The organism is Pandoraea commovens (assembly GCF_024704525.1).
Taxonomy (GTDB): domain Bacteria; phylum Pseudomonadota; class Gammaproteobacteria; order Burkholderiales; family Burkholderiaceae; genus Pandoraea; species Pandoraea commovens.
The window spans coordinates 844988-865227 of record NZ_CP102780.1; the positions used below are offsets into that span (position 1 = coordinate 844988).

16 protein-coding genes are annotated in these 20240 nt (G+C 62.8%); 8 read left to right on the plus strand and 8 right to left on the minus strand.

All coding sequences use genetic code 11. From position 1 onward, the window contains the following. Positions 1-113 precede the first annotated feature (113 nt). Both NTU39_RS04215 and NTU39_RS04220 read right to left on the minus strand, forming a co-directional pair. On the minus strand, positions 114-1442 hold the full coding sequence (locus NTU39_RS04215) for an MFS transporter (protein WP_150665487.1): 1329 nt from the start codon (positions 1440-1442) through the stop codon (positions 114-116). Between the two features lie 62 nt (positions 1443-1504). Beyond that, positions 1505-3169: a GMC family oxidoreductase gene (locus NTU39_RS04220; RefSeq protein WP_150665488.1), complete on the minus strand. Its 1665-nt coding sequence runs from the start codon at positions 3167-3169 to the stop codon at positions 1505-1507. A gap of 522 nt (positions 3170-3691) precedes the next feature. Between NTU39_RS04220 and NTU39_RS04225 the strand changes: the two genes are divergently transcribed. After that, complete coding sequence (locus NTU39_RS04225) at positions 3692-4492, plus strand: IclR family transcriptional regulator (protein ID WP_246184678.1); 801 nt, start codon at positions 3692-3694, stop codon at positions 4490-4492. A gap of 4 nt (positions 4493-4496) precedes the next feature. On the opposite strand, the gene NTU39_RS04230 is transcribed toward NTU39_RS04225, so the two are convergent. Beyond that, entirely contained in the window at positions 4497-5285 is a 789-nt protein-coding gene (locus tag NTU39_RS04230) for an IclR family transcriptional regulator (protein WP_052253183.1), read from the minus strand. A gap of 268 nt (positions 5286-5553) precedes the next feature. Here NTU39_RS04230 and NTU39_RS04235 point away from each other — a divergent pair, with 268 nt between their 5' ends. Together NTU39_RS04235 and NTU39_RS04240 are read left to right on the plus strand one after the other, a co-directional pair. Further along, the gene (locus NTU39_RS04235; protein WP_150665490.1) at positions 5554-6540 is read left to right on the plus strand and encodes an AAA family ATPase; all 987 of its coding nucleotides are present in this window, start codon (positions 5554-5556) and stop codon (positions 6538-6540) included. Continuing rightward, positions 6537-8279 (plus strand): cobaltochelatase CobT-related protein, encoded by a 1743-nt coding sequence (locus tag NTU39_RS04240; RefSeq protein WP_257959283.1) that lies wholly within the window; start codon positions 6537-6539, stop codon positions 8277-8279. The genes NTU39_RS04235 and NTU39_RS04240 overlap by 4 nt, the downstream gene beginning before the upstream one ends. 31 nt (positions 8280-8310) lie before the next feature. On the opposite strand, the gene NTU39_RS04245 is transcribed toward NTU39_RS04240, so the two are convergent. The 5 genes from NTU39_RS04245 to NTU39_RS04265 form a co-directional block, all read right to left on the minus strand. Continuing rightward, positions 8311-9090 (minus strand): sulfite exporter TauE/SafE family protein, encoded by a 780-nt coding sequence (locus NTU39_RS04245; protein WP_246184666.1) that lies wholly within the window; start codon positions 9088-9090, stop codon positions 8311-8313. Positions 9091-9136: 46 nt separating this feature from the next. After that, a complete protein-coding gene (gene pta / locus NTU39_RS04250; RefSeq protein ID WP_150665492.1) occupies positions 9137-10177 on the minus strand; it encodes a phosphate acetyltransferase in 1041 nt (346 codons plus the stop codon). A 77-nt stretch (positions 10178-10254) separates the two neighbouring features. Beyond that, complete coding sequence (gene xsc / locus NTU39_RS04255; protein ID WP_174984909.1) at positions 10255-12087, minus strand: sulfoacetaldehyde acetyltransferase; 1833 nt, start codon at positions 12085-12087, stop codon at positions 10255-10257. A gap of 234 nt (positions 12088-12321) precedes the next feature. Further along, a complete protein-coding gene (locus NTU39_RS04260) occupies positions 12322-12711 on the minus strand; it encodes a nuclear transport factor 2 family protein (protein ID WP_150665493.1) in 390 nt (129 codons plus the stop codon). Between the two features lie 32 nt (positions 12712-12743). Continuing rightward, a complete protein-coding gene (locus NTU39_RS04265; protein WP_174984912.1) occupies positions 12744-14174 on the minus strand; it encodes an NAD(P)/FAD-dependent oxidoreductase in 1431 nt (476 codons plus the stop codon). A gap of 347 nt (positions 14175-14521) precedes the next feature. Between NTU39_RS04265 and NTU39_RS04270 the strand changes: the two genes are divergently transcribed. From NTU39_RS04270 to NTU39_RS04290, 5 genes are all read left to right on the plus strand, one after another. Next, positions 14522-14722: a DUF3311 domain-containing protein gene (locus tag NTU39_RS04270; protein ID WP_150661262.1), complete on the plus strand. Its 201-nt coding sequence runs from the start codon at positions 14522-14524 to the stop codon at positions 14720-14722. A gap of 140 nt (positions 14723-14862) precedes the next feature. Continuing rightward, the gene (locus tag NTU39_RS04275; RefSeq protein WP_257959284.1) at positions 14863-16284 is read left to right on the plus strand and encodes a sodium:solute symporter family protein; all 1422 of its coding nucleotides are present in this window, start codon (positions 14863-14865) and stop codon (positions 16282-16284) included. Between the two features lie 2 nt (positions 16285-16286). Next, on the plus strand, positions 16287-17954 hold the full coding sequence (locus NTU39_RS04280; RefSeq protein WP_257959285.1) for an amidohydrolase: 1668 nt from the start codon (positions 16287-16289) through the stop codon (positions 17952-17954). Next, positions 17951-18949 carry a CobW family GTP-binding protein gene (locus tag NTU39_RS04285; RefSeq protein ID WP_257959286.1) on the plus strand — a complete coding sequence of 333 codons (999 nt, stop codon included), beginning with the start codon at positions 17951-17953 and terminating at the stop codon, positions 18947-18949. The genes NTU39_RS04280 and NTU39_RS04285 overlap by 4 nt, the downstream gene beginning before the upstream one ends. A gap of 147 nt (positions 18950-19096) precedes the next feature. Then, a complete protein-coding gene (locus tag NTU39_RS04290) occupies positions 19097-20239 on the plus strand; it encodes a hypothetical protein (protein ID WP_257959287.1) in 1143 nt (380 codons plus the stop codon). Position 20240 lies beyond the last annotated feature (1 nt).

The window sequence follows — 20240 nt, forward strand, 5'->3', positions numbered from 1 at the left end:
GCGCGCGCACCGTCGGACGCAAAAGCAAAGGCGTGTCCCGATGCAGGACACGCCTTTTCATGGCTTATTTTGGCGCCGCTTCCTCGTAAGCGGCGTCGTGCGTCAGATGACGATCAGTGCTCCGTCACTCCGGCGCCGTGCCACACTTGCTGGCGACGCTTGCGACTGCCGATCCACGCGGCCGACAGCGCACTGATGAGCCCCGCCACCAACACGTAGATGCAGATCATCCACGGCTCGCCGCCATTCTTCTGCAACAGGTACGTGGCGATGATCGGGCTCAGGCCGCTCGCGAAGATGCCCGAGAACTGATAGACGAACGAGATGCCGGTGTAGCGAACCTTTGCGTCGAACAGTTCGGAGAAGAGTGCGGCTTCGGGACCGTAGACCGACGCGTAGATCACGCCCAACGGGATGACGATGGACAGCCACACGAGCATCACATTGCCGCCGCTCGCCTTCATCAGCCAGAACCCGCCGAACGACGACAGGCCGGTCGCGAGCGAACCCCAGAAGTAGATACGCGTGCGGCCGATACGGTCGGAGAGCTTGCCGAAAAACGGAATGGTGAAGATCATCACGAACGCGGCCGCCATCACGCCGGTCAGTGCTTCGGTCTGCGAGAGCTTGAGCGTTTGCGTCAGGTAGGCAATCGAGAACACGCCGAAGATGTTGAAGAACACGCCGTCGATGAAGCGCGCCCCCATCCCGGCCAGCACGTTGCCGGGGCTCTTCGTGAGCACTTCTTTGATGGGAATCTTGATCTCGGCGCCCGCCTTCTTGATCTTTGCGAACTCCGGCGTTTCCATCACGTTCAGGCGAATGTACATACCGATGGCGACGAGCCCGACCGACAGGAAGAACGCTACGCGCCAGCCCCACGCGAGGAACTGCGCGTTCGTCAGCGTGTACGACAGCACGGCCACCACACCCGAGGCGAGACACAGGCCGAGCGCGAGACCGACCTGCGGAATGCTCGCGTAATAGCCGCGCTTTTCCTTCGGCGCGTATTCGAACGCCATGAGCACCGCACCGCCCCATTCGCCGCCGAGGCCGATGCCTTGCAACACCCGCAGCAACAGCAGCAGAATCGGCGCCCACAAGCCGATCTGCGCATACGTGGGCACCAGCCCGATGAGCATGGTCGCGATACCCATGATGGTGAGCGTCATCACGAGCATGCTCTTGCGTCCGAGCTTGTCGCCGAAGTGACCGAAGATCACGCCGCCGAGCGGACGGCTCAGGAAGCCCACCGCGAACGTGCCGTAGGCGAGCATCGTCGAGATGAGCGGATCGCTGCCGGGGAAATAGAGCTTGTTAAACACGATGCCTGCGACGACACCGTACAGAAAGAAGTCGTACCACTCGATGGTGGCGCCGATGAGGCTGGCGACGACGACACGGCGCATCTGCCGCGCGTCGGTCCTGGTCGATGCATTCATGGTTGTCTCCGAATCTTGTATTGGTTAGGGGCTAACGTGACTGATATGACTGACGCGACTGACTACCCTGCCAGGGCGACTTCCGCCGATGCCTCCTCGCGACTGCGGATGTCTTCCTGCATGCCCGACGCGCGCTTCCGGTCTTCGAGAATCATGTCGGCCGCCTTCTCGGCAATCATGATGGTCGGTGCATTCGTGTTGCCCGACACCAGCTCGGGCATGATCGACGCGTCCACGACGCGAAGCCCCGCGAGTCCATGCACGCGCAGACGATCGTCGACGACGGCCATGCTGTCGTCGCCCATCTTGCAAGTGCCCGCCGGGTGATAGATCGATTGGCTGAACTGACGCGCGGCCTGGAGCAACTCGTCGTCACTCTGGTACTGCGCACCGGGAATGAATTCGCTGATGATGTGCGGCGCGAGCGACGGGGCGGCCGCGATGCGACGCGCCACCTTGATGCCGTCGGTCACCACGCGATGGTCGCGCTCGTCGGACAGATAGTTCGCGTGAATCACCGGGTATTGCAGCGGATCGTTGGAACGGATCTCGACGCTGCCCCGGCTGAACGGGCGCAACTGGCAGACGGATGACGTAAAGGCGGAGAAGCGATGTGCGCCCTGTCCGGGCTTGTCCGCCGACAACGGTTGCATGTGGAACTGGATGTCGGGGCGCGTGACGTCGGGCCGCGAGCGCGTGAAGATCGTCACCTGACTGGCGGCCAGCGTGAGCGGACCGGTACGGAACAGCGCATATTGCAAGCCGATGAGCGCTTTGCGCAACGGGTTGTTCACCTCGTCGTTGAGCGTGCGCTCGCGGGTCTTGAAAACGAGTCGCACTTGCAGGTGATCCTGGAGGTTCTGACCGACGCCGGGCAACACATGTCGCAACGCGACACCGGCCTTCGCGAGAACCGTCGTCGGCCCCACGCCTGAGTTCTGCAACAACTGCGGCGAACCGATGGCCCCGGCGGCAAGAATCACTTCCACTCTGGCGCGCGCCTTCTTGCGCTGGCCGTCCTGCAAGTACTCGACGCCCACCGCGCGTTTGCCTTCGAACAGCACGCGGCAGGTTTGTGCGCGCGTCTCCACGATCAGGTTGCGACGCTCGCGTACCGGCTTGAGAAAGCCCTTCGCCGTGCTCCAGCGAAAGCCCTTGAAGGCCGTCTGCTGAAAATAGCCGACGCCTTCCTGCGTTGCGCCGTTGTAGTCCTCGTTGAAGGGGATGCCGGTGTCCTTCGCGGCGGCGATGAAATGCTCCGCGATGGGACGGCGCAGTCGCAGGTCCGAGACCTTGAGCGGACCGCCCACGCCGTGATACTCGTTAGCACCATGTTCCTGATCTTCCGACTTGCGGAAGTAGGGCAGCACGTCCGCGTAACCCCATCCGCGATTGCCGAGGTCTGCCCAATGATCGTAGTCCTCGCGCTGACCGCGCACGTACAGCAGGCCGTTGAGCGAACTGGAGCCGCCGAGCACCTTGCCGCGCGGCCAGTCGATCTGACGATCCGCCACGTTGGCATCGGCTTCGGTGCGATAGCACCAGTCCAGCGCCGGGTTGTGCATGGTCTTGAAGTAGCCGACCGGCACGTGAATCCAGGGATTGCTATCGGGGCCGCCGGCTTCGAGCAGCAGCACCCGGTTCGCGGGATCTGCGCTGAGACGATTGGCGAGCACGCATCCGGCAGAGCCCGCGCCGACGATCAGATAGTCCACCTCATGTTCCATACCGCCTGTCTCCTGCTAAGCAATTCACGACGTTTCTGCCGAGGGATGAAACGATTCGTTTCGGTTTGTTTCGATTCAATGTCGGCGAGCCATGGGTAAATGCCAAGCGAAAAAAAGCCGGGAAACGGAAACTGAAACGGAATTCGCGCTTGGCGTCTCAGAACGAGGCGATTGTTGCGGCGCATCTGCGGGGTTTCACTGAGTCGGGGCGAGCATGCTGCGGCGGATGAGACGGACACCGATTGCATGACGTCAGGCGATCCTCACGGGTAATCCCGAGGCTGATCGACGTCAAATAATTGGTATATTTTGTTTCTTTTATTGATCGTGGCGAATTTCGGACGGCGTGAATCGTCAGACTCCGGAAGACGATTCGAAGCGATGAAAGCAGGAGGCGGAATGCACGGAACGCAAGGGGCGCGCGAGGGTGCTCGGGAATTGGGGGCACTCGACGACGCCGAGTTGCGCGCAAGCGACGAAGCGAGAAATCTGCGCGCGCTGGCCGTCATCGAACGGCTCGCCATGGCCGGACAGCCTTACACGTTGTCGCAGCTCGCCACGCGCCTGTCGATTCCGAAGGCCACACTGATGCGTCTTATCGAGGCGCTGGAAGTCTGCGGCTATGTCTCGCATGTGCCCGATTCGCGCGGCTCGGAGCGCGGGCTGTCGCTAGGTCCGCGGGCGGCGAGGCTCGCCCTCGTCACGCTGGCGAACAACAACTTCACGCGCGCGGCGCGCTCGCTGCTGCGTGCGCTCGTCGACCGCGTCGGCGAAACCGTCAACCTCACGGCGCTCGACGGCGACGAGGTGCTCTACATCGAACGTGTGGAAACGAACGAGCCGTTGCGCATGCAGATGCATCCCGGCATGCGCGTGCCGCTGCATTGCACAGCGAGCGGCAAACTGTTCCTGTCGCAAATGCCGGTGGCGGAGCGTCGCGCGGTGATTTCGCGACTGTCGCTCAAACGCATGACGCCGCGCACGATTACCGACGCGAGCTTGCTTGAAGCGGAACTCGACCGGCTGGCGGCGCGTGGCATCGGCATCGATAACGAAGAGTTCGTGCGCGGTATGGTCGCCGTAGGCGTGCCCGTGCGTGCGCCGGAGGACGGACACGTGCGCGCGGTACTCGCCGTGCATGGCCCGACAGCGCGCGTCACGCTGGAGCAACTGATGGGATTGGTGCCGACGCTACGTGAGACGGCGACGGCGCTCGCGCCGCTGCTCGACTGGCAGCGGGCAAGCAAGGTAGAGGCGTTGGCGAAGCGGGCGGAAGCGGAAGACGGGAAGGCAGCCCAGGCGACCGAGAAGACAGAAAACTGACGCGTCAGAACGTCTTCGCCAGTTCCTTTGCGGCTTCTTGCAGGCGCGGCACGAACTCCATCGCCTTGGACAGCGACGTGCGCGACACCGGTGCGTGCACGGCCACGGCGGCGATACATCCGCCGTCTTCCTTGAGGACGGGCGCGGCCACGCAGGCGATCCCCAACACGAATTCTTCGTTATCGACGGCAATGCCTTTGTGCGCAATGCGGTCGAGTTCGCTTTCCAGCAGTTCGGGATCGGTGAGCGTGTTGGGCGTGAAGCGTTGCAGCTTCATCGCGCGCAGCAGCGCGGCGCGTTGCTCGCGGGGCATCATCGCCAGCAGCAGCTTACCGCTCGCGCTGCTGTGCGCGGGCACGTGCGAGCCGGGCTTGAGATCGAGACGCAGCGGCCACGGCGCTTCCATGCGGTCGAGGTACAGCACCTCGGTCTCATGCAGCATCGTGAGGTTGCACGTCTCGCCGAGGTCGGCCACGAGACGGCCGAGAATCGCGTGACGCATACGGCGCGCGCCCGCTTGCATCATCACCCCGAGGCTCAGCTGCGCCAGGCGCGGGCCAATCACATAAGCGTTCTTCTGACCCGGTTCGCGAATCACGAGACCGCCCGCTTCGAGCGAGCCGAGCATGCGATGCAGCGACGCCTTGGGCATCTGGATATCGTGCGCCATGTCGGCAAGCGAGACGGGCGCATCGGCCGCCACCAGGTACTCCAGCAGTGCGAATGCCCGCAGGGTCGGGGTGTCTGCCTTGTTGTCTGACGGGGAGTCGTGGGCAATCGCTACATCGTTCATATGCGCCGTTCCGGAAAATGGATCAGCGGTATTGTACCCAAACAGGTTATCGACCGGCATTGGCGGGGTCCAGATACATAAGGTTCGGTTAGGTTCGGCTTCAGTTCATTCGAATCTAGTCGACGCTATGGGGGACCGTCAATCAGTGTTTTAATTATTCGGAACGAATTGTATCTAAAAATGGTTAACGCTATGATGCGCTGAAACTGCCCCGCATCTCGATGGGGCGTATTGCTTTTGTATTGCCTTGCCCTTTGGAGACGTCGTGATGGAGATCGCAACCCAACAGCCGGATCGCATGGTCGATGCCCGCACCGTATTCGGCATCGATACCGATCTTCAGGTACCGGCGTTCAGCGAGCGCGACGATCACGTGCCCGAGATCGATACGGCGTACCGCTTCAATCCGGACGTCACGCTGGCGATTCTGGCGGGCTTCATGAACAACCGGCGCGTGATGGTGCAGGGCATGCACGGCACGGGCAAGTCCACGCACATCGAACAGGTGGCGGCGCGGCTGAACTGGCCGTGCGTGCGCGTGAACCTCGACGGCCACATCAGCCGCCTCGATCTGGTCGGCAAGGACGCCATCGTCGTGCGCGATGGCCATCAGATCACCGAGTTTCAGGAAGGCATCGTGCCGTGGGCGCTGCAACGCCCCGTCGCGCTGATCTTCGACGAGTACGACGCGGGACGTCCCGACGTCATGTTCGTCATTCAGCGCATTCTGGAGCGCGACGGCAAGTTCACGCTGCTCGACCAGAACCGTGTGATCCATCCGCATCCCGGCTTTCGCATGTTCGCGACGACCAACACCGTCGGTCTCGGCAATCTCAACGGTCTCTACCACGGCACGCAGGTGCTGAATCACGCGCAGATCGACCGCTGGAATGTGGTCGCGACGCTCAACTATCTCTCGCGTGAAGACGAAGCAGGCATCGTTCTCGCACGCGTGCCGGAACTGGATAACGACGCTGGCCGTGCACTGATCGAATCGATGGTCAGCGTGGCGGAACTCACGCGAAAGGGTTTTGCAACGGGCGATCTGTCCACGCTCATGTCGCCACGCACCGTGATCAACTGGGCGGAAAACGTGGGCATCTTCCGCGACGCCGGTCTCGCGTTCCGTCTCACGTTCCTGAACAAGTGCGACGAAGCGGAGCGCGCCGTGGTAGCCGAGTATTACCAGCGCGCGTTTGGCCGCGAATTGCCGTCGACGGACGGCGGCCGCTCGCTGCTGGCCGATGCCTCATGACTATCTCAGAGCGCGAGGCGGCACGACGCGCCGCACGCGGCGAGGCGTTGTGCGCCGCCACCGTACGCGCGCTGACCGGCGACGCCGCGTTGCACTACAGCGGGGCGCGCCTGTGCCGGAATATGCGACCGTTGCCGTTGCATGCGCCGCATCTGCAAACGTTGCCGCCGCCAGCGGACCCACTGACAACGTTGCGCGGTGCGGCGGACGGCGCGGCGCTTCGGCTGCGTCACAGCGACGCGGCATTGCATCGCCGTCTGCAACCGGATGCGCCGTTGGAGCGGCTGCTCTTCGAACTGCTGGAACAACTGCGCTGCGAGACGTTCATTCCCGCCGGTATGCCCGGCATCGCCAGCAATCTGCGCGAGCGCTTCGAAGCGTGGTCGCGCGCAATGCATGCGACGGGCGTCGCGGACAGTCACGTGGGGTTGTTGCTGTACACGGTGGCACAGATGAGCTGGTCGCGACTGACCGGCTATCCGGTCATCGAAGACACGGAAGGGCTGATAGAGGCCACGCGTATGGCCATCGCGCCACGCATTGGCGGCGCGCTCGCCGGGATGCGTCGAACGCGCACCGACCAGGCGGCGTACGCGGCTTACGCGTTGGAACTGGCCGCTGACATCGCGGGCCTGATCCGTGCGGCGGGCGGTGAGTATGAGGAAGACGACGCGAAGGACGAGGAAGACGAGAAGGGCGTGCGCAATGCGTTCTCGCTGTTTCTCGATTTCGACGAGCAGGAAGACGAAGGCATCACGCTCGCGCACTCGGGCGACAGCCGTGTGCTGGCGGCGTCCGAGCAAGGCTATCGCGTGTTCACGAATCGCTACGATCGAGAGCTGTACGCGGGCACCCTCGTGCGCCGCGCGTTGCTGACCGAGTTCCGCGAACGGCTCGACGAGCGCATCGTTGCTCAGGCGATCAATGTGCCGAGGCTGGCGCGCGCCCTCAAGACGGCGCTCGCCGTGCCGCAACGCGACGGCTGGTCGTTCGGCGAAGAGCAGGGCCGTATCGACGGACGACGGCTTGCGCAACTCGTCAGTTCGCCCGCCGAGCGGCGTCTGTTCCGGCTGGAAAAGCACACGCTCATTGCCGAATCGATGGTGAGTTTTCTCATCGATTGCTCAGGGTCGATGAAGGCGCAGGTCGACGCCGTCGCGATGATTGTGGACGTCCTCTCCCGCGCGCTTGACGCGGCGGGCGTCACCAACGAAATTCTGGGCTTTACCACCGGTGCGTGGAATGGCGGACGCGCCCGCACCGACTGGCTCGCGCGTGGCAAACCGCGCTTTCCCGGTCGTCTCAACGAGGTTTCACACCTCATCTTCAAGGATGCTGTCACCAGTTGGCGACGCGCACGGACCGACATCGCGTCGCTGTACAAGGCCGACCTGTTCCGCGAGGGCGTGGATGGCGAGGCGGTCGAATGGGCGTGTGAACGTCTGCGTTCGCGCAGCGTCAATCGACGTCTGCTGATCGTGATCTCCGACGGCAGCCCGATGGACGCCGCCACCAATCAGGTCAACGACGAGCACTATCTCGACCATCACCTGCGTGAAGTCGTGGCGCAGCAGCAGGCGCGTGGCGACGTGGAAGTGTTGGGCCTTGGCGTTGGCCTCGATCTCAGCCCGTATTACCGGAATTCGCTTGCGCTCGATCTCACGTCGTCGCCCGACATGACGATGCTGGCGAAGCTGGTCGATTGGATCGGCAGCGGTGGACGTCGATCCGGCGACTAACGTGGCCCCCCAAAATCCGGACGCACCGCCGTCAGACCACCTCCATCACTGCGCTCACCATCAGATGTACGCCGAGCAGGATCAGCGTCATGAATGCGAGACGGCGTGTGGTGACGCCTGACAGCGGCGGGGGATGGCGTCGTGCGAACAGTGTGGCGAACGTGACGACGGGAAACGCGAACGCCGCTTGCCACCACATCGATGCGGGTAACTGCCCTGCGAAGGCGCTATAGGTCGTGCGGATCGTCGCAGTCACAGCGAAGAGCAGAATCAACGCGCAGCGAATCTGGACCAGTGTGAGCGGCTGGCGATAGAAGTAGAAAATCAGCGGCGGCCCGGAGATACCGAACATCCCGCTTAACAAACCGCCGAAGATGCCGCTCAGAAAGAAGCCCGTATCTGCGGAGCGCTCGGTCTTCGGCGCGGGACGCAGTGCCGAGCCGATGCCGCCATACAGCACGACCGCGCCCAGCAACAGATGCAGCACATTGGAGGCCGTGCCGTTCAGATAATCGAACAACAGCACGCCGACCACGACCGACGGGATGATGCCGAGCGTTGCCGCCCGCACAGCCCGCCAGTCGACGAGATGCAACGTGCCGGGTAATGCGAGCGCGCTGTTCACGAGCGTCACCAGACTCACGAGGATGGCGACGTCGGCCACGGGCGCCAGTCCGAAGCCACTGGCCCCGCCCAGTACGATCATCCCCAGCCCGAACCCCGTCACGGTCTGGAAGTACGTGGCGAAGCCCAGCAACATCATCAACGGAAGATGGGCCAGCAGCCCGGTCAGCATGACGTGCCCGGTCATACCCGCTTATGTCCGCTCATACACACTCATACGCGCTCATACGCGCTCATGCACCAATAGCGAGCGGCGACACACCGGTCAGCTTGGCCCGCGCGGCTTGCGCTTGCACGCATGTCACGCCGATCACGTAGTAGATATCGTCGGCGCTGCACCCGCGCGACAAGTCGTTCGCGGGGCGGTTCAAGCCTTGCAACAGCGGGCCGATGGCCTTGGCACCGCCGATGCGTTCCGCCAGCTTGTAGCCGATGTTGCCCGCATCCAGACTTGGGAAAATCAGCGTGTTGGCGTGCCCTTCGATCTGCGAGTGCACGACTTTGCGCTGGGCGATTTCGGAGACGATGGCGGCGTCGAGCTGGACGTCGCCGTCGATGGCCAGTTGCGGCCGTGCTTCCTTGACGAGACGTGTCGCCTCTACCACCTTGTCGACGGCCGCATGCTTGGCGCTGCCGCTGGTGGAGAACGACAGCATGGCGACACGCGGCGGCTCCATGAGCAACGCCGCGGCGCTATCGGCCGCAGCGAGTGCAATTTGCGCCAGTTGTTCTGCATCGGGATCGACGACGAGCGCACAGTCCGAGAAGATCAGCCCGCCCTTCATCGTGTGGAACGGCTCGCAGAGCATCATCAGGAAGAAGCTCGACACGAGTTTGAACGACGGCTGCACGCCGATGATCTGAATCGCCATGCGGACCACGTCGGCCGTGGTGTTCACCGCACCCGCGACGGAGCCGTCGGCGTGGCCGAGGCGCACCATCATGTTGGCGAAGCCCAACGGCGTACGCATTTCCTCAAGCGCCTGCTCGCGCGTCATTCCCTTCTTCGAGCGGATGCCGTACCAAATGTGCGAGAAGGCCTCGGTCATGTCTGACGTCGCCGGATCGATCAGTTCCATCCCGGCGAGATCGATGCGTGCCTCGCTGGCGGCGCGCTGCGTCCGGGCGATGTCGCCGACGAGCACGATGCGTGCAATGCCCTCACGCGTGGCGCGCGCGGCGGCTTCGAGCACGCGCGCGTCGTCCGCCTCGCACAGCACGATGCGCATCGGGGCACGGCGCGCGGTATCGATAATGCGGTTGATGGCTTTCATGATGTCGAAGAAATAAAAAAAGCGCCCCCGGCACCCACAGAGCCGGGAGCGCTGTCACACGAAGAACCGCTACCGCGTCAGACGTAGTCCTTGTACTTGTCGAGCATGCGCACCGGCTTCGAGAGCGCGTCGCGACGGAACGGATCGCCCAGTTCGCGCGTGCACATGATTTCGATGATGGTCGTCTTGCCGTGGTTCATCTGCATGTCGATGGCCTTCTTGAGCGCCGGGCCGACGTCTTCCAGACGATCGACCACGATGCCTTCTGCGCCCATCGCACGGGCGATGTTGGCAAAGCTCGGGCTATCCAGTTCACCGGCGACGAAGCGGCGGTTGTAGAAGTCGACCTGGTTCTTCTTCTCGGCACCCCATTGGCGGTTGTGGAAGACCACGGCCGTGACCGGAATGTTGTGACGCACGCACGTGAGCGTTTCCATCAGGCTCATGCCCCACGCGCCGTCGCCAGCGTACGACACGGCCGGGCGGTGCGGTGCGGCCACCTTCGCGCCGATGATCGTCGGGAAGGCGTAGCCGCAGTTGCCCCAGCTCATGGCGGCGAAGAAGCTGCGCGGCTTGTTAAAGCGCAGGTAGCTGTTGGCCACCGAGTTGATGTTGCCGATGTCGGTCGAGACCATGACGTCTTCCGGCATCGCCTTTTCGAGTTCGCGCAGCACCTGACGCGGGTGCAGATACTCGCCGCCGTTGAACGTCTTTTCGTTCTTCTGCTCTTCGATCATGTCGAGGCTGTACTGATCGCGCTCGTGGGTCCAGTCGTCGAGTTCCTTCTCCCAGGCTGCCTTTTCCGTGGCGATCTGGTCGGCGCGGGCGTCACGCGTGGCGTCGCAGGCGAGCGTGCGCTCGGCCAGACGTTGCGACAGGGCGACGGCCGCAGCCTTCGCATCGCCGCAGATACCGACCGAGATCTTCTTCACGAGGCCGAGCATCTTGTGGTCGGCGTCGATCTGAATGATCTTGGCGTTCTTCGGCCAGTAGTCCAGACCGTGCTGCGGCAGCGTGCCGAACGGTCCGAGGCGCGAGCCGAGCGCGACGACGACGTCGGCTTGCGCGAGCAGCTTCATGGCCGCCTTGGAGCCCTGATAGCCGAGCGGGCCGCACCACAGCGGATGGTTGGCCGGGAACGAGTCGTTGTGCAGGTAGCTGTTGACGACCGGTGCGCCAAGGCGCTCAGCCAGTGCCTTGCACTCTTCGACGGCGTCGGCCATGACCACACCGCCGCCCGAGATGATGACCGGGAACTTGGCTTGCGCGAGCAGCTCGGCCGCTTCGTTCAGACGCTCGTCGCCGCCTGCGCCGCGATCGAGACGTTGCGGACGCGGAATCTCGGCCTTGATCTGGCCGTAGAAGTAGTCACGGGGGATGTTGAGTTGCGTCGGGCCCATTTCGGCCATGGCGCGGTCGAAGCAGCGGCCGGTGAATTCGGCCATACGCGCCGGGTGCGTCACGTGACCCTGATACTTCGTGAATTCCTGGAACATCGGCAGTTGCTTCGCTTCCTGGAAGCCGCCCAGGCCGATACCCATCGTGCCCGCTTCGGGCGTGACGATCACGACCGGGCTGTGCGCCCAGTAAGCGGCGGCGATGGCCGTCACGCAGTTGCTGATGCCGGGGCCGTTCTGGCCGATCACGACACCATGACGGCCCGACACGCGAGCGTAACCGTCGGCCATGTGGCCAGCGCCTTGCTCGTGCACCACCGGAATCAGACGGATACCCGCCGGCGCGAAGATGTCCATCGCGTCCATGAAGGCCGAACCCATGATGCCGAACATCTCGCTCACGCCGTTGGCGACCATCGTTTCGACGAACGCTTCCGAGGGCGTCATCGTTTGCGGACCGGCATCGGAAGCCGTCAGTTGCTGGGTGGCCGTAGCCGGATCTTTGGCGTTCATGGGGTGTCTCCAGTGAAAAATAAACGGAACAAATAATTCCGATTTAGTTGCTTGTTTCGAAATCTAGGGGATCAAACCGCCGTCGTCAATTGGTATTTTTATTATTTGGTACGTTTTGTATTGAAAAATACAAATGAAGCGCGTGTTGCGTGACGAAGATGGCCTGTCGCCGTCGTTCAGAAAAAAACGCCCCGTCAGGCGGGGCGGGCAATCCGGGCATTCCTCAGGGCGTGATCAGAACGCCGGGCGGTCCTTGCGGAACGCGTTCTTCACTTCGATCTTGCCGTCGCGCAGGGTGAACACGTCGACCATGCGCGCTTCGACGCGCGAGCCATCGGCTTTCGTCCCGCGGAATGTCGATTCCGATACGGCGCGATTGCCGTCTACGAAATGCACGCCCTCCGTCCACGACGCGTCTGGGAAGTTTTCCCACGCGGACTGGAACGCGGCGCGCACGGCTTCACGCCCTTCGAAAGTGCGCCCGAGCATGTCGGGGCCCGCGACGGCATGGAACACGCACGTGTCGGTCATGCAGGCCATGAGTGCGTCGATGTCGTGGCGATTCCAGGCGTCATTGAACGTGGTGAGCAACTGGATAGCGGCGGTGTCGTTCTGAGTCGTCATTGCAGATTCCAAAAATCGTGAGGTAAGCGAGATCAGCGGGCTTCATCCTGCGCGTGATATCGCTGATAGAGAAAGCGCTGGCCGATGCGGCGGAATGGCGCGAAGCCTTGCCATTGCACCGTGCCGAACACGTTCGGGTATTGCAGCGCGGAGTCGTAGATCGGCAGATCCCACGACGGGTCGCGCTGCCCGGCAATGCGTTGGGCGAGGCGGCGTCCGGCGTGCGCGGAGAACGACACGCCGTTGCCGCCATAGCCCACGGCATAGAAGAGGTTCTGACGCGGATCGGGTTGCGTGACGCGCGGCATCATGTCGTGGCTCACGTCCACCCAACCCCACCACGAGTAGTCGATCTGAATACCCTTGAGCGCGGGGAATTTGCGATGCAGGCCTTCGACCAGCACGGCCATATGTTTCGGATTCTGCGCATCGGCCCCGGTGATCGAGCTGCGGCTGCCGATCTGCAACCGGTTATCGGGCAGCAGGCGGTAGTAATAGCGCAGCGTGCGCGTGTCGGTGATGACCTCGTGTGTGCGGAAGTTCGTCGCGGCGATCTCGTCCGGAGTGAGTACGCGCGTGACGAGCGAGTTCGACAGGATCGGCATGATCTTCGAGCGCAGCGCTTTCGTGACGTCGTTACGCGTGTAGCCGCCGGTGGCGAACGCGACGGCCTTGGCGCGCACGACACCGCGCGGCGTGCGCACGTGATGCACGCCGTTGATCGTCTCCACACCAAGTACCGGTGTCGACGGATGCACGCGCGCGCCGAGCGCACGCGCCATGCGCAGATAGCCGAAGGCGAGTTTGAGCGGGTGCACGCCGATACCGTCGGGTTCGTGCAGTGCGCCGCAGTTTTCCTGATCGTCGACGTATTGTTCGCGGACTTCGTCGCGCGAGAGGATGCGTGTGTCGTAGCCGAAGACATCGCGCATGACGCGGGCTTCGTTGCGCAGGAAGTCCATCTTGCGATCGCGGTGGGCGATGTAGAGATGGCCGCCCGGTTGCGGGTCGCACTCGGGCACTTCGGCGATGAGCGATTTGAACGTGTTGAAGCCTTCGCGGATTTCGGCGTCCAGGCGCAGCGCGGTGTCCTTGCCCCAGCGATCGATCCATTGCGAGCGATAGAGACGTCCGCTGGCGTTTTGTCCCTGACCGCCGTTACGGCTGGTGCAACCCCAGCACGTCTGGTTCGCTTCGAGCACGGTGGCCCGGATGCCGTGTTCGCGAGCGAGGAACAGGGCGGTGGACAGGCCGGTGAAGCCTGCGCCGACGATGACCACGTCGACATCGGCATCGCCTGCGAGCGGTCCGTCGTCTTCCGGCGGCTCGCCTGCGGTGGCCACCCAATAGGTCGGCGCATAGTCCATGCCCAGACCGGGGTTGGACGAAACTAGCGGATCGTAAAGCGGATCGTATGGCGCTGCGGAGCGACGATCCAGCGCGAAGGATTCAATCGTACCCACGTTTGGCTCCTGAAGAGAATGAGCCAATACTGCCAAGAACAATTTCGTGGGATTAGTACCACCGGAGACTTGTGATGGTGCCAGCGCATCGCCGTACCGCTACGGCTTGGACTTCGTCAGGGAAGTCCCTGACTGGCTCCACATTTTTCGAGTGTGTGGCGCCAGAAAATGCGGGCTGGCCTATCGCTGGATGAAGGTGTTCGTCATTCCTCTCTGGCACCAAACTTTTCTGGCATGTGGCTCTAAACGGCGCGATTTTTGGCTGGGGATACTGAATCCGACAAAAGGTCCGCGCCGCGCGACCGTAACGGCACATCGCAATGTGCCGTGCGCAATGGAGATGGGACATGCTCAGATTGTTGATTGGCCTCGGGGTGCCGTATCTCGGGGTTGTAGGACTGCTGCCCTGGGCAGCTTCCGTCGAGCGCTATGTGCTCGGCGTGCCGTTTATCTACGGCTGGATCTTCTTGTGGTTCGTGCTCACGTCCGTCTGCCTGTGGCTGTGCTGGACGCTTTTCGATCGCCATATCGTCGAGGACCCCGCGTGACGCGCGGATCCGCCATTCCTTCCTTAGTCGCTGAACCTCAGGCGCGCTTCTGCGCGCGTTGATGCGGTGCTGCGCTCACGCGAGCCAGTACACACGGCACCCCGATCCCGCTTACGTTCCGAATTCCGGAGATTGCGTCGATGGCAACCCTCATCTTTGCCGGCTTCATTCTGTTGTCGGTCTATCTCGCATTGCGAGCGCGCGGCGGACGCGGCCCGCAGAGCATGCACGACTTCTTCGTCGCGTCGCGCCAGTTCGGCGCGTGGCTCGTATTCTTCCTCGCCGCCGGTGAGATCTACAGCATCGGGACGATGGTCGGATTTCCCGGCGGCATCTACGCCAAGGGGCCGACCTACGGCGTGTGGTTCCTCGGCTACATTCTGCTGGCCTATCCCGTCGGTTACTTCCTCGGCCCGAAAATCTGGGACGCCGGTAAGCGCTACAACGCGATCACGCTGCCCGACCTGTTCAAGGGCCACTTCCAGAATCGCTTTCTCGAACTGGTGGTCGCGATCACTGCCATCGTCTTCCTGCTGCCTTGGGGACAGTTGCAGTTCACAGGACTGGTGGCGGCGCTCAAGGGACTGGGATGGAATTTCCAGCCGCTGTGGCTCATCAGTTTCTCGGCCATGCTCGCCTTCGTCTACATCGCGATTGCCGGGGTACGGGCGTCCGCCTACATCGCGGTGCTCAAAGACGTGCTAATGGTCGCGGCCATCGTGATCACCGGGGTCGCGGTGGCGTGGGAGTCCGGAGTTACACCCGTGTTTCAGGCCGCGAGCCAGCACGTGAGCAACGCGATGAGCACGCAGCAGCTCACCTTCGCGATGACGACCATCGTGTTCCAGTCGCTCGGCATGTACGTGATGCCCTTTGGCGTGCAGAACTTCTTCACCGCGAAGAGCGCGTCCACGATCCGGCGTACGCAGGTCGCCATGCCGCTGTACATGCTGATGTATCCGTTCCTGGTGCTGGCGTCGTACTACGCGATCAGCCAGAACATCCAGCTTGCCTCGCCCAATGAAGCGTTCTTCGCTGCTGTGACGCAATTGCTACCGTCGTGGCTCGTCGGCCTCGTGGCGGCTGGGGCGGCGCTCTCGGGATTGCTCGTGCTCGCAGGCATCTGCCTTGCGCTCGGCCCCATCGTCACGCGCAACATCCTCTCGGGCATGCCGGAGCATCGTCAGAAGGCCAGCTCGAAGGTGGTGATCGTGCTGTATCTGCTGGGTTCCATTGTGCTGACGTTGCTCACGCCGAACCTCATGCTCACGCTCATCAATATGGCGTATTACGGCGTGACACAGTTCCTGCCGGGCGTAATCGCTGTGGTGTTCCGCATGCGCGTGCGCGCCACTGCCGTCGCCGCCGGTGTGCTGGCGGGGCAGGGTCTCGCGCTCGTGCTCTACTACAAGAATCCGGACCTCGGCGGGGTCAACCTCGGGCTGATTTGCCTGGTCGTCAACGTCGTGGTGATGTCGGTGCTACACCTGCTCCTCGGCGGCCAACGCGCCGCACGTTCGATGGACGCCGGTGTCGGCACGCTTTCCCCCTATAAGAAGTAACGATGACAGAAAGAGACAACACCTCAGCGAGCCGCGACGACATTCGCGTGTATGTCGCCCGCAAGATCGTGACGATGAATCCGGCGCAGCCTGTGGCCACCCACGTCGCTGTGTGCGACGGCCGGATTCTCGCCGTCGGCGACGCCGACGACATGCGCCGCTGGACGGATGCTGCGCCCATCGACACGCTGCGCGACAAGGTGCTGATGCCCGGTCTGGTCGAGGGGCACTGCCACCTGATGGAAGGCGCGATGTGGGACGCCGTCTATGTCGGTTACTACGACCGGCGTGGCCCGGACGGTCATCTGTGGGAGGGATTGAAGACGCCGTCCGAAGTACTGGCTCGCTTGCGCGACGCCGAGCAACGCATGACGGACGATCACAAGCCGTTGCTCGCCTGGGGTTACGATCCGATTTTCTTCGAAGGCGCGCCGCTGGTCGCGCGCGATATCGATGCGGTGTCGATGACCCGCCCCATCGCGATCCTGCATGCCAGCGTCCATTTGATGAACGTGAACACGCCGATGCTCGAGCTCGCGGGCATCGATGGCGACGTGGACGTGGAAGGCATCGTCCTCGGTGAAGACGGCGAGCCGACCGGCGAGTTGCAGGAATTCGCGGCGATGTTTCCGGTGTATCGCGTCATCGGCGAGGGGCTGTCGATTGCCGCGAGCGAGAGTCCGCGCGCGATCTGGAATTTCGGCCGGGTCGCGCAACTCGCGGGTGTGACCACGGCGACCGATCTCGTCAACGATCTGACGCCGACCGGCAATGCGAATCTCCATGAGGCGACGGCCGATGCGAAGTATCCGATTCGCATCGTGCCCGCTTTCGCACCGCAACGTTGCCCTGAGGGTGGGCCGCAACGCGTACTCGATGCGCGCGAAGGCAACACGGACAAGCTGCATTACGGGCCGGTAAAGTTCATCGTCGACGGCTCGATTCAGGGGTTCACGGCGCGTCTGCGCTGGCCGGGCTATCACAACGGCAAGCCCAACGGACTGTGGCTGATCGCACCGTCGCAACTCGTCGAGACATTCCTGCCGTTCCACGCGGCCGGACTGCAAATGCACATTCATACGAATGGCGACGAAGCCACGGAAGTCGTGCTCGACGCCATTGAGAAGCTGCTCGAAGTGCATCCGCGTACCGACCATCGTCACACGTTGCAGCACTGCCAGATGGCCGACGTCGCACAACTCACGCGCGCGCAGCGCCTCGGCATGTGCGTGAATTTCTTCGCGAATCACGTCTACTACTGGGGCGACGCGCACTACACGCAGACGATGGGGCCGGATCGCGCCAATCGCATGGATGCGGCAGAGATCGCGCGGCAGATCGGCTTGCCGTTTGCACTGCACTCCGACGCGCCGATCACGCAACTCAATCCGTTGTTCACCGCGTGGTGCGCCATCAAACGTGAGACGTCGTCGGGCCGCGTGCTCGGCGAGTCGTTGCGCTTGCCGGTCGACGACGCCTTGCGCGCCATCACGCTGGGCGCGGCGTTCTCGCTGGGCATGGATCATCTGATCGGCAGCGTCGAAGTCGGCAAGTACGCGGACTTCGCGGTGCTCGACGCCGATCCTTACGACGTCCCGGTAGACGAACTGCGTCAGATGCCGGTGTGGGGCACGGTATTGGGTGGCGAGATTTTCCGCGCGCCGCGATGACGACCGTGCAGACACCCGAAGCGCGCGAGCAGGCCGAAGTCGCAAGGCAACCGGTGCCGATGATCGTTCTCGGTGGCTATCTCGGTGCTGGAAAGACGACAATCGTCAACGCGCTGCTGAGCAACGCGGACGGCTTGCGCGTGACGGTGCTCGTGAATGACTTCGGCTCGGTCAACGTCGATGCCTCGCTTATCCGGGAGCGTAGCGACGACGTCATCGGATTGGAAAACGGTTGCGTGTGCTGCACCATCGGCGGGCGCCTCGTGGAGACGCTTATCGCCATCGGTGAGCGGGCGCAGCGCCCCGACCTGCTGGTGATCGAAGCGAGCGGGGTGTCCGATCCCATGCGCATTGCGCAGGTGGGGTTGCTGGACAAGGCGTTTCGATTGCACGGCATTGTGGTCGCAGTCGACGCGTGCGGCATCGAGGAAACACTCGCCGACCGCTACGTCGGCGACATCGCCCGCAAGCAGATCATGGCGGCGAGCACGCTCGTCATGACGAAGACGGATCTCGTCACACCTGACGCGATGCAGGTGGTGCGGCAACGGCTGACCGAACTCGGGGCGACGCAGATCGTCGTGACGGCGGATAACGGTGTGGTGCCTCCGGCGATTCTGTTTCCCGATGAAGCGCTGGTTTTGCCCGGTTTGCTGAGCCCGAGGCCGCTGCGCGCATCGGGGCACGCGTTGCCGAGTGGTCTGCGAAGCTTCGTCTGGAAGGCGGACGGCGCGTTGGATCGCAATCGCCTGCGGGCAGCACTGTTGATGTTTCGCGGCAAGTTGTTGCGAGCGAAAGGATTCGTCGTGTCGTCGACCGGTGGCATGAGCGAAATGCATGTCGTGGGTTCACGGGCGACATTCAGAGCGCGCCCGGAACTGCCTGTGCAGCCGTCATCGATGGTCTTCATCGGCGTGCTGTCGGACGAGGAAATTTCGAAATTCAAAGGTGCGTTGCAAGCGACTCGTCTAGAATCATCGCCCTGTCTTGCCTAGCCGGGCTTGTCGAAGGACGTGCTGCGGATCTGTGCTCACCAGATCCGTGATGAAAGACAGATGGCACCCCTACGGCGAAAAATGAAAGGTGGCATCGTGCGTTCGGACGCAGACTGATTGTTCTCCCACTCAGTCTTCCCGACAGTCATGATTTCGACCGCACCCCTCACCGGCGCCAACTTCCCCGTACAGCGCTACCCTGATTCCAATCTTAGCGAGCGCCGAATGGCGTTGCTCGACGACTTCAACCGCCGTCTGGAAGGGGGCGGATCGCCCGATGACGTCGCGTTTCGGGGCTTCCTGGCGCGGTTCGCGAATCTTGGGCCGATCGATACCCTACGAAATTGCTTCACCTGCGGGGACAAGGCAGACATTCTGATCTGGGCCGGGCAATGTCACGTGTCGTCGTATGGCGCCGGACGGGATTTTCTGGTGCGAGATCAAATGTTGGGCCATGCCATCGATGCCTCCCAAAAGCTGCTGGGCGCACTGCAGTCCGATGCCCGGGACCATATGCTGCGGCGCGCGTGTATTGGCCCTCGTTTCCAGATCGTCCTGTCATTTCCTGAACTAGCGCTGAACCTTCCGCTGGGCCGTCCGTGTTTCGGGGACGAACCGGGGTCGCTGTCGTACGACGAGGCCAGAGCATTGCTCCTTGGTCACGATGAGCAGACGCCATCGCTTTTGGAACGATTTTCCAGTGAGATGGGCCACACCCATACGCCGTATTCCGACATCGACGTCTGGGCGGCATGGTATGACTGCATCCAGCGCTGTATGGGGGGGAAGCCGATCAGAGAATTCAGCGCAGATCCCGCCGAATTGAGAACACTTGGAATGGCCTTGCGAGCGTTGGGAAGCCGGATATCCGGATGTTCGTACACCAGCGACCTTCCGCTTTTCAAGATGCTTGTCGACAGCCTGGAGGCATTCGATCACGCGCAGGACGGGATGAACGTCGCATTAGGATGGATCGATATCGCGTGCTACCACGAGCAAGCCGGAGATCAACGCGCGAGCAGCGCGTATATGCATGCAGGGGGAAGGTTCTATCAGATAGCTGAACAATTGATGGCGCAGGGGAAGTCGGCCGAAGGGAACGAATACCTGGTGCTAGCACAGGATGCCTATGAGAAGGCGGCGGCTCATCGCGAGAATGCGGCGGTGAACAGCGGCGCTTCCCGCTCGACCGTCGCGCAGGTGCACGCCGTCCCGAACGAACCGGTAAATGGCTCGGAAACCGATAGCGATACCGTAAACCAGCGCTCAAGCTCTCACTCGCCTTCATGAC

Coding starts and splice junctions, on each gene's coding strand:
- NTU39_RS04215 (WP_150665487.1), bottom strand. CDS start 1,442: ATGAATGCATCGACCAGGACCGACGCGCGGCAGATGCGCCGTGTCGTC.
- NTU39_RS04220 (WP_150665488.1), bottom strand. CDS start 3,169: ATGGAACATGAGGTGGACTATCTGATCGTCGGCGCGGGCTCTGCCGGA.
- NTU39_RS04225 (WP_246184678.1), top strand. CDS start 3,692: ATGGCCGGACAGCCTTACACGTTGTCGCAGCTCGCCACGCGCCTGTCG.
- NTU39_RS04230 (WP_052253183.1), bottom strand. CDS start 5,285: ATGAACGATGTAGCGATTGCCCACGACTCCCCGTCAGACAACAAGGCA.
- NTU39_RS04235 (WP_150665490.1), top strand. CDS start 5,554: ATGGAGATCGCAACCCAACAGCCGGATCGCATGGTCGATGCCCGCACC.
- NTU39_RS04240 (WP_257959283.1), top strand. CDS start 6,537: ATGACTATCTCAGAGCGCGAGGCGGCACGACGCGCCGCACGCGGCGAG.
- NTU39_RS04245 (WP_246184666.1), bottom strand. CDS start 9,090: ATGACCGGGCACGTCATGCTGACCGGGCTGCTGGCCCATCTTCCGTTG.
- pta (WP_150665492.1), bottom strand. CDS start 10,177: ATGAAAGCCATCAACCGCATTATCGATACCGCGCGCCGTGCCCCGATG.
- xsc (WP_174984909.1), bottom strand. CDS start 12,087: ATGAACGCCAAAGATCCGGCTACGGCCACCCAGCAACTGACGGCTTCC.
- NTU39_RS04260 (WP_150665493.1), bottom strand. CDS start 12,711: ATGACGACTCAGAACGACACCGCCGCTATCCAGTTGCTCACCACGTTC.
- NTU39_RS04270 (WP_150661262.1), top strand. CDS start 14,522: ATGCTCAGATTGTTGATTGGCCTCGGGGTGCCGTATCTCGGGGTTGTA.
- NTU39_RS04275 (WP_257959284.1), top strand. CDS start 14,863: ATGGCAACCCTCATCTTTGCCGGCTTCATTCTGTTGTCGGTCTATCTC.
- NTU39_RS04280 (WP_257959285.1), top strand. CDS start 16,287: ATGACAGAAAGAGACAACACCTCAGCGAGCCGCGACGACATTCGCGTG.
- NTU39_RS04285 (WP_257959286.1), top strand. CDS start 17,951: ATGACGACCGTGCAGACACCCGAAGCGCGCGAGCAGGCCGAAGTCGCA.
- NTU39_RS04290 (WP_257959287.1), top strand. CDS start 19,097: ATGATTTCGACCGCACCCCTCACCGGCGCCAACTTCCCCGTACAGCGC.